9 protein-coding genes and 1 pseudogene are annotated in these 8,591 nt (G+C 40.2%); 9 read left to right on the top strand and 1 reads right to left on the bottom strand.

Going from position 1 to position 8,591, the window contains the following annotated elements; translation table 11 throughout:
* A partial coding sequence (locus tag ACXM1Q_RS08140) for a hypothetical protein (protein WP_458517638.1) occupies positions 1–241 on the bottom strand: 241 nt, incomplete at its 3' end.
* Positions 242–263: 22 nt separating this feature from the next.
* On the opposite strand from ACXM1Q_RS08140, the gene ACXM1Q_RS08135 reads away from it, so the two are divergent.
* From ACXM1Q_RS08135 to ACXM1Q_RS08095, 9 genes and pseudogenes are all read left to right on the top strand, one after another.
* Complete coding sequence (locus tag ACXM1Q_RS08135; protein WP_458517637.1) at positions 264–1,670, top strand: LysM peptidoglycan-binding domain-containing protein; 1,407 nt, start codon at positions 264–266, stop codon at positions 1,668–1,670.
* A gap of 8 nt (positions 1,671–1,678) precedes the next feature.
* Positions 1,679–2,173, top strand: a complete 495-nt coding sequence (locus tag ACXM1Q_RS08130; RefSeq protein ID WP_458517636.1) for a hypothetical protein — start codon at positions 1,679–1,681, stop codon at positions 2,171–2,173.
* 54 nt (positions 2,174–2,227) lie between these two features.
* Complete coding sequence (locus ACXM1Q_RS08125; RefSeq protein WP_458517635.1) at positions 2,228–2,917, top strand: hypothetical protein; 690 nt, start codon at positions 2,228–2,230, stop codon at positions 2,915–2,917.
* A 97-nt stretch (positions 2,918–3,014) separates the two neighbouring features.
* Positions 3,015–4,103, top strand: a complete 1,089-nt coding sequence (locus ACXM1Q_RS08120) for a hypothetical protein (RefSeq protein ID WP_458517634.1) — start codon at positions 3,015–3,017, stop codon at positions 4,101–4,103.
* 230 nt (positions 4,104–4,333) lie between these two features.
* Positions 4,334–5,161, top strand: coding sequence for an ABC transporter ATP-binding protein (locus tag ACXM1Q_RS08115; protein ID WP_458517633.1), 828 nt, complete (start codon positions 4,334–4,336; stop codon positions 5,159–5,161).
* Between the two features lie 93 nt (positions 5,162–5,254).
* Positions 5,255–5,869, top strand: coding sequence for a hypothetical protein (locus ACXM1Q_RS08110; protein ID WP_458517632.1), 615 nt, complete (start codon positions 5,255–5,257; stop codon positions 5,867–5,869).
* Between the two features lie 14 nt (positions 5,870–5,883).
* Positions 5,884–7,116, top strand: coding sequence for an MFS transporter (locus ACXM1Q_RS08105; RefSeq protein WP_458517631.1), 1,233 nt, complete (start codon positions 5,884–5,886; stop codon positions 7,114–7,116).
* Between the two features lie 71 nt (positions 7,117–7,187).
* Positions 7,188–7,661 (top strand): annotated as a pseudogene (locus ACXM1Q_RS08100) (ABC transporter ATP-binding protein); the annotation flags it as partial.
* Between the two features lie 415 nt (positions 7,662–8,076).
* Positions 8,077–8,591: MFS transporter (locus ACXM1Q_RS08095; protein ID WP_458517630.1), on the top strand; the 515-nt coding region annotated here is incomplete at its 3' end.

Raw genomic sequence — 8,591 nt, 5'->3', positions numbered from 1 at the left:
CAACAGAAGCTGTTGTTGCGAACAAACCAGAACCACAAGCTCCAGCCGGTCCAGCTATGGATCCAGGCATGATGGGTGGTATGATGTAATCTGTAAGCAGGAAGTTTGGCTTCCTGCTTTTTTTATTGTATGGTTTCAGGATTGGAGTTTTCCTGTGGGAAAATATGCTATAATATTCCTTGATAGGGAGCTTTTGCTCTTTTTTTAAAAATAGTGAGGGGCGAAGAGTCAGCTCTTCCAACTTCCTCAAAGGAGAAAATTGCATGAAAAAGAAACACCTATTTGGGACAGCTCTGTTACTCGGGTCACTGATGACACCAGCTGTTCTGCAAATAGCTGCAGTGGTTCAAGCAGATGAGTTCTATCAATATCAATCGACAGCTCAAGCGGCAGATATCACCAACTGGATTGCCAGCAGTCCAGAGCAAATCAAGCAAAATATGCAGAACCAGAATATTCGAGTTGACCAATCTGGTACGGTAGTGGATTCTGGGCAAGATGGCCAAATTTACGTGATTCAGTGGGGGGACACCCTTTGGGGAATCTCACAGGCAACAGGAATTTCCATTGCCAAACTAGCTTATGACAACAATATTCAAAATGTGGACTTGATTTATGCAGGTGACACTCTGATCCTTAAACGGGATGGGCAAGTGCCCGTAGACTACAAATACAATGGTCACGGTCAGCACTGTGCCATGACAAAGGTTGTGATTAATAACTATATCCATAATGGAGATAATATTACAGTTGTAGATAATTCCACAAATCTTCATCTTACAAATATTGAAAATACAACCTTTAAAGAAGTTGATCAATCTAGGATTGAGTATAAACCAGAAATTAAGGTAGAAGATGCTCCGTCTTGGAAGCAATCTGCTGTTCAAGAAGAAGAGGTTAAAAAAGGGGTTAATGATGAACCCTCTATGACTGAGTTATTCCCAGAGGATAATTCTGGTTCAGGATCTTCTAGTTCCCCTTCAGGAGATAGTACAGGTGGTTCAGATTCGACAGATAGCAGTTCTACTGAATCTTCTACCTCAAGCACGTCATCATCCAACAGTAGTTCAAGCTCAAGCTCAGGTAGTACTTCTAGCAACGCTAATGCTACTTCATCATCTACCCAAGCTTCTAGCTCTGAAGAAGTCCTAGAACTGGACGACTATCTAGATACTATTCAAGCAGAAATCCGAATGCTACACTCTAAAGATACGAGTGTGTCACAGAATCTTACCTTGAATTTCTTAGATAACAAAGATGAATTTAATCGCAATGCGGACTTGATTGCTGATTTGGACATGAAGGAACTTTACAAACCAAGGGCAGAAGCTTTGCTAACAGACGTCAGCAAGTATACAGAAAGTTCAGCTAAGAAGGTGGCAGAAGAAATTTACGCTAAACTGAAGGCCAGGGCTTCTGAGTTGGCAGATGCCAAATATTTGCAAATTATGTTGACCAAAGAAGGCGGTCGTGATGCCTTTAATGTCAAAGTCTATAAGGAAGTGGAAGAATCCAGTTCAAGTTCAAGCTCAAGCAGTAGCTCAAGTACGATGACACGCACTTCTTCCTCTTCTGATGACTATGAAGATTTTGATAGCAGTTCTTCTGAGTCTACCTTTAGCCGAACTGAAACGAGCACTAGCGCAAGCTCAGATTCATATGAGGAGTAACATCAAACATGAAAAACATGAAAGAATTACTCAATAATAAATATGTTCGCATGGGATTGGCTGCCCTAGTTGTAGTCGGACTAGGAATTGGAGGATTTTTCTATTGGGCTGGTCACCGTTTGGATAAGGTTGTCCAAGGAAAAACTTACCAGTATTCTAGTGTCCTTGATGGTACTCAAAATGACAAAATGATGTATGTGACTTTCCAGAATGGGGGAAATCAGGTTGTTGTGACCCAAAGTCGTGAAGTTGCCCTTAAAGCAGCTAGTTCTCCTGAGGAATTTAAGAAATCTTATGAGGAGCAAAGTGCAGAATGGCGTTATGCTGTGACGCCAACTACGCTTACCTTAGGAAAAAAAGAAAATGATGAACTTTCCCAATGGCAATACAACTCTGTCTTTGCCTTTGGTGACCAGTTCACATCCGATAGCTTCACCTATCAAATTGCCAAAGGTGGCCAAGGGGAAGTGAGACAGAAGATGGTCTTTAAAGAAGTCCAGTAAGATAAATAACGAGCCACCCGTGAGGGTGGTTTTTGCATATAGGAGGATTGTAGGATGACGAATGTTTTATGTTTGAGCCCTTTGGGCTGGAGCCATCATGTTTGGGATTTGATTGTGGATCTTCCTAGTGTTAAAGATCATTGGACAAGTATAGAGTTTTTGGAGACTAGTTTTCCAAGGATTTCTAAGAATGAGCTATACCATCAGTTAGCAGACAAATTAGAGATGTTACAATCTCCCAAGATTGTTGTGGCTTCTTCTTTTGGTGTTCCAGTATTGCTCGATTATTTAAAGCAGTATCCGACTTCATTAGAAGCTCTCATTTTAATCGATGGGTTTGAAGATATTCCAGATCATCAACAACTTGTTGCTCTTTTGGAAAATCAAGAGGAGATTTTTCCGACTAAGGAAGCTTATCTGCAGCAAATGCTTGGTGTGGATTCCCAAGTGGGGAAGGCAGTGGCCCAGATTATTGGACAGAATTTACAGGAAGACGGTGAGAGCTTCCGTGTGAAATTAGGGAATCAAGCTTGCCTTGATTATTTGACTCTTTATTCTGGCTTTAAGAGCCAGCAATGTTTGGCACAAGTAGTGGAGCAAGCAAAACATGTTCGCTTATTTTCAAGTATTCCTTTATCGTTGCCCCATAATCCCATTGCACCTCAGGATCATCTGCTTATGTTAACGAAACCAGATGACCTAAAGCAGGTATTGATGGAACTATTTGATAGGGTTAGGGATTAGCTGGCGATTGTTGAAAATACGTTATTACTACAGTGGATGATGGTCAGTAGAAATCATCTATAAAGTTTGAATGGGTGACTAGGAAGGAGTTTTTAGTATGGTGTTGGAGAGTCGGAAGCGTCAATCGATTATTTATTTTTTGAGCCTGCTGCTATCAGGTCTACTCTATTCTTTTATGACAGGGAAACTGCTCCAATTTGAGGGAATGAATAGTTTTCTAATTTTGCTGTTAGCTTCCTTCGTTGATCTTTTGTTAATCGTTCTATTGCGACGAACACAGTTGATTCAGCAACTTCCGGTTTTTATCTATCCGTTGGGGGCTTTGCTAGGGATTATCATCTCGGTCTTTTTAGGGCAGTTGACAGGGACAGTTGGTTTTTATGTGGTACTTTATACCTACTTATCGATTTTGATCAGCAGTTTGTTGATGGTCTATCAAGAAAAAATTCTTGAGTCTGAGCAGAGCTTGACGTCTGGTTTTTTCACGGTTCAGTTGTTACGAAATGGCTCGAAAATGTTAGGATTTTTCGTAGGAATTCTGTTATCTCAGTTTGGTACGGAGTCGCTTTTTCGGTATCTATTGATGGGAGGATTTTTTGTAACAGCCTGGCTAACCCTACTCCAGGATCGGGTTGAAGTAGTTGCACCACAGGCTGGTGAGAGAATTCGTGGCTGGTTAGCCTATCCACTTTCAGGTGTTTTTGGAACTGCAATTGTACTTTGGATTCCCTTATTAACGAAGGCCTTCATAGCAGATGGTTTTGAAATGATGTCATGGCTCCCATTTGTATTACCAGGGATTTTGTCAATTACCGTTATTCAGCTACAAAAGCGGTATAGACAATTATACCAATCTCTTTTTCCAGAATACATGGTTCTGGCTTTGTTTGGCTTCTTCTTTTTCTTACGGTATATGCAGGCTTGGCCTTTACTTCAAGTGGGAATCTTTAGTTTATTGACGGCTTTGTTATTATCTGTAGGAATCAAAGTTCGGACCTATTTTTTGAAGCAAAATTCCGAGATTGATGTCAAATATGTACTTCAGACTTTGACCGTCAATTCTTCTCTATTTACTATCGCTTTTTCTCTTCTTGGTTCGGAAGGGCTTGTAGTAGAAGGACTTCTATTTTTAGCTTGTGTATTGGGGCTTGTATTCATGATTTGGAAACGAGCTTGGTTTGTCTAGGGGGAGATATGAACGATGGGAGTGTAAAAGGATTTCGTTGTAAATCTCGGTTTCACGTTGTCATCCCAAACGGTTTGGCGCTATATTAGTTGAATCCGGAGTCTCTTTTATGCTCTTAGCGTAGCTATTTTCCAAAAAATTTCGAGGCTGAATTCACGTTCTAGCCTCTTTTCATTTCGTAGAGTTTTGTTAAAATAGGGCTTATAAAAAAATAGGAAGCGAGAGCTGATATGATTCGAGTAGAGGGAGTGAAAAAAAGCTTTGGTCAGAAAGTGGTTCTAGAGGATCTTCAGCTAGAATTAGCGGGAGGAGAAATTCTGGGATTGTTGGGGCCATCTGGTTCTGGCAAGTCGACAACCATAGGCTTGTTGACGGGACAGATAGAGCCAGATGCGGGCTCGGTGGAGATTTTTGGTAAGAATGTGAAGAATCGGGAGGAAGATTTTGCCCACCTGGGCTTGATGAATGATACTCTTGGATTCTATGAAATGTTGACAGTTTATCAGAATCTCACTTTTTTTGCCCGCTTTTTTCAGATTCCGATGCAGGAAGTAGATGCCTTACTGAAACAATTGGAGTTATGGGATGATCGTGAAGTAAAGGCCGCTCAATTGTCGACTGGAATGAAGCAACGGATGCTCTTGATTCGGGCGGTACTTCACCAACCAAAACTGTTATTCTTGGATGAACCTACCTCTGGCTTAGATCCAAGTTTGGCCAAAAGAGTTCAGGATTTACTGTTAGCCTTAAAGGAAAAAGGAACGGCTATTTTTTTGGTAACTCACAATATGCAGGAGGCTATGCGGCTATGTGATCGCTTGATTTTACTTCATAAAGGGACTATTGTAGAGTCCGGAACTCTGGAAGAAATTTGGGAACGTCAGGTACCCAGTGAGGATTTGGTGACCATTCGGTATCGGAATGGTGAGACAAAGATGGTTCCACGTTCTGAGGTTACAAACCATTTTAATGATCAGGTGGTAGGGATAGACACAGCAACGGTGGATTTGGAAACGATTTTTATGCAACTAACGGGAGAGTCCTTGTATGAATCATAGATTAAAGAGTTTGCTTTGGTTACGCTGGCAAATTTTACAAAGCAATAAATTTTTACTATTTGTCTTTCTGCTATCGCCTTATGTGGATACCTATTGTTTAGAATTTTTGTTGAAATGATGGGGGACACAGGGACAGATACTTCCGTTCAAATGCTTATCTCCAGCCTTATACTAGGGGGCCTTACTTATGGTAATGCAACGCTTGTTGTCAGTACTATTGTGGCGGAAGAGAAGCAAAAGCGGAATCTTCGAACGCTATCGCTTGCGGGAGTGACAGTAGGTGAATATCTATTGTCGGTCATCCTGATTCCTTTTGGGGCAGCTATGATTTTAGGTTTTTTGACCCCGTTCGTTTTTGGTGTCCCCCTTACCAATTGGTTGCTCTACTTTGGCTTGTTGTTGCTAACTCTTTTAGCATATTTGTTGGTCGGTTTGGTCGCCGGATTGGTTCTAAAAACTGTCTTTCAAGTGATGACCGTTTCTATAATTGTGTTCCTGCTTTCTTGCTTCTTACCCTTGGCTGCTGGCTTTTCGTCAATACCAATCCTTCAAGGATTAGTGAATGTTAGTTTGATTGGGGCTAGTCATACCTTTCTACTGACGGGTAGTGTGAAGTGTATTTCCTTTTTGGCTTTGTGCTTTTGGCTTACTCTCTTTTTGGTGTTAGCAGTTTGGGCTTATCAGAGGAATCGTAGAGAGGAGCGGTAGAAGGAGGAGGAATTATGAAGTATCCAGATTTTAGGCGTCTGTTTATGGGGCGATTATTTTTGAATCTAGGGGATAGTTTGGTTTACATGATTTGTATGTGGTATTTATACCAGATAACCCAGGATTCATTGTATACGGGAATTGCTAGTTTTCTATTTGCCTTACCAGCTTTATTAGGAATTTTTTGGGGACCGGTGGTGGATACTTGGAATCAGAGACGCTTATTGGGGAATTTGTCGGCACTTTTGTTTCTGGCTCTCTGCATTCTCAGTTTTGCAACCAATTGGCTAGGTTTTAATCTGTGGCTTCTGTTACTAGCAATCCCAGTATTAGCGACTGCTTCAGAGTTCTTATATCCAGTAGGTGAGGCACTTTTACCGCGAATGGTGGCTCCAGAAGAGCTTACGAAAGCGAATTCCTGGCTTATGATGTCCAGCACTGGAGCAGACTTGTTTTTTAACGCGATTTCTGCGCTTGTTCTTTCTCTGCTAAGCCTGAATCAACTGTTTGGTTTGACGAGTATTCTTTTCTTTTTTGCATTCTTTTTTTTCAAACGAATAAGGACTTCGAATCCTTCAAATAACATAGGACAGCCCAAAAGGGATCGTAGGACAGCTTATATAAGGGATCTTAAGGAAGGACTGAGCTTTGTTAGACAACCGCTGGTACTTCGCCTCTTGTTTCCGCTTTTATTGATGAATTGTGTTTATGCAGTTTTCTACGTTAGCCTGCCAGAGTTTACCAGTGTATACTATCAAACACCAACGGTCTATGGTCTCTTGCTAATGCTACTGGGCCTAGGATCTATGTTCGGCTCCTTGTTGAGTGAATTTGTGTCGCTTCGCCTTCCCCTTGGTTATTTAGTAGCTATTTCTTACTCAATTACCGGATTGACATGGCTTTTAGCAGTTATCAGTCTCGAGCTAGAGATATTTCCACTTACAATAGTCCTCATCCTTCTCTCAGGTGTTTCCAATGGTATTGTCAATGTGGCTTACTCTGTTCTCTTTCAAAAGTTACCTCCACATGATATGATTGGCCGTGTCCATACGATTAATATGACTCTTTTAAACAGCCTAGCTCCCCTCGCTTCTCTTGTGGGTGGCTTATTCGTTCGAAGCTTGGGATCTCTTACTACCATCCTGATTTGCGGCGCCAGTCTTCTCTTAATCTCCCTCTCACTCCTATTGAGCCAGAGATTCCGTACATTACCTAAAATGGAGGATATCCCAACCCTTGAGAAATGACCAGTAGGTCATTGGAAATTTGGAGTTTATCGAGAAGAATAAGATGAACCCTATCCTCCTGCAGATTGTGAGCGGGAGGTCAGCGTCAACGGATAGGCATTGCACGTGCTTTAGCAGTCAATCCGAGTTTTATTGTAGCGGATGAGCCGATTTCAGCTTTAGATGTTTCTATCCAAGCTCAGGTTGTTAACCTTATGCAAAAGCTTCAGCGTGAACAGGGGCTGACTTATCTTTTTATTGCCCATGATTTGTCTATGGTTAAATACATCTCAGATCGTATTGGTGTCATGCACTGGGGGAAACTCTTGGAAGTGGGAACAGCAGATGAGATTTATAATAATCCGATTCATCCGTACACGAAGAGTCTATTATCAGCTATCCCTGAGCCAGATCCAGAACGTGAACGTGCTCGTCAGCACCAAATTTATGATCCATCGATTGAACAAGATGGCCAAGAACGCCAGATGCATGAGATTTGTCCAGGACATTTTGTTTATGCAACCGAAACGGAGGCACAGGCTTATCGTGAACTCCATAAACTATAGTTGTTCTTTCTTAATTTATTTGATTGTAAAAGAAATGAATGGATAGGTATCAAACGAGGCTGGGTAAAAAGTCTTCGAAATAGAAAACAGCTTAGAATTACGTTATTAGAAACGTTGATTCTAAGCTGTTTTTATCTATTCAGACCTCAAGTGGAAACCGGAAATTGTTCGTTTTTGCGCCTCCTCGTTTTAGTAGTAGGATGATTTGAAACTAGATTGGAAAAAGAACTGTGTGGATGATTGAAGTAGTAGTATGGCTAGTTTATTTAAGATGGTTGCTGTAAATTGATTTGTTGAGATATAAATGTAGAGCCAAAAGGTGTAAACGCTTTCTAATAGGTGCCTTTTTTGATATAGTTAGGACTGTGAGTGAAAAGGTTTTATTATTTAATGGTAGCATTATTGAAGGATAAATATGAAAACAGTAGTTAAAGCTAGTCAACAATGGAATCTATTTTTAGAGTTTTTAGTAGGACAAATATTAATTATTCTTACAGGAATACTCTTGGATATGGTTTTAATACTCTTTGTTTATCAAATGAGTCAATCACTATTTGAAACTAGTGCCATTTTAATAGTAGGGTCGGTTGCAAATGTGCTAGGAAGTGTGCTACTTTCGAATGTTATTGATAAAATACCAGCAAAATGGGTTATAATGAGAACATTGATATTAAAAATTTTCATTATTTGCTTATTAGCTTTGTTTTATAAAAATATATATATTGTGTTTCTGATAAAGTTTCTATTGAGTTTTTTAAATAGTGTTATTTCACCAGCTCAAGGTGTATTATTAGCAGAGATTACGGATGATGATAGAATTCGTTTGAATAGTATTTTTTATACAGTAATTCAGATATTTCAAACTGCTACATGGACACTCGGTATACCTATTGTTTTAATACTAAAACCATTTATGACATTTTGTTTAAT

Source organism: Streptococcus sp. 10F2, from assembly GCF_054331515.2.
The sequence above is the reverse complement of the archived record's forward strand: the minus strand, read 5'-3'. Positions and strand labels throughout refer to the sequence as shown.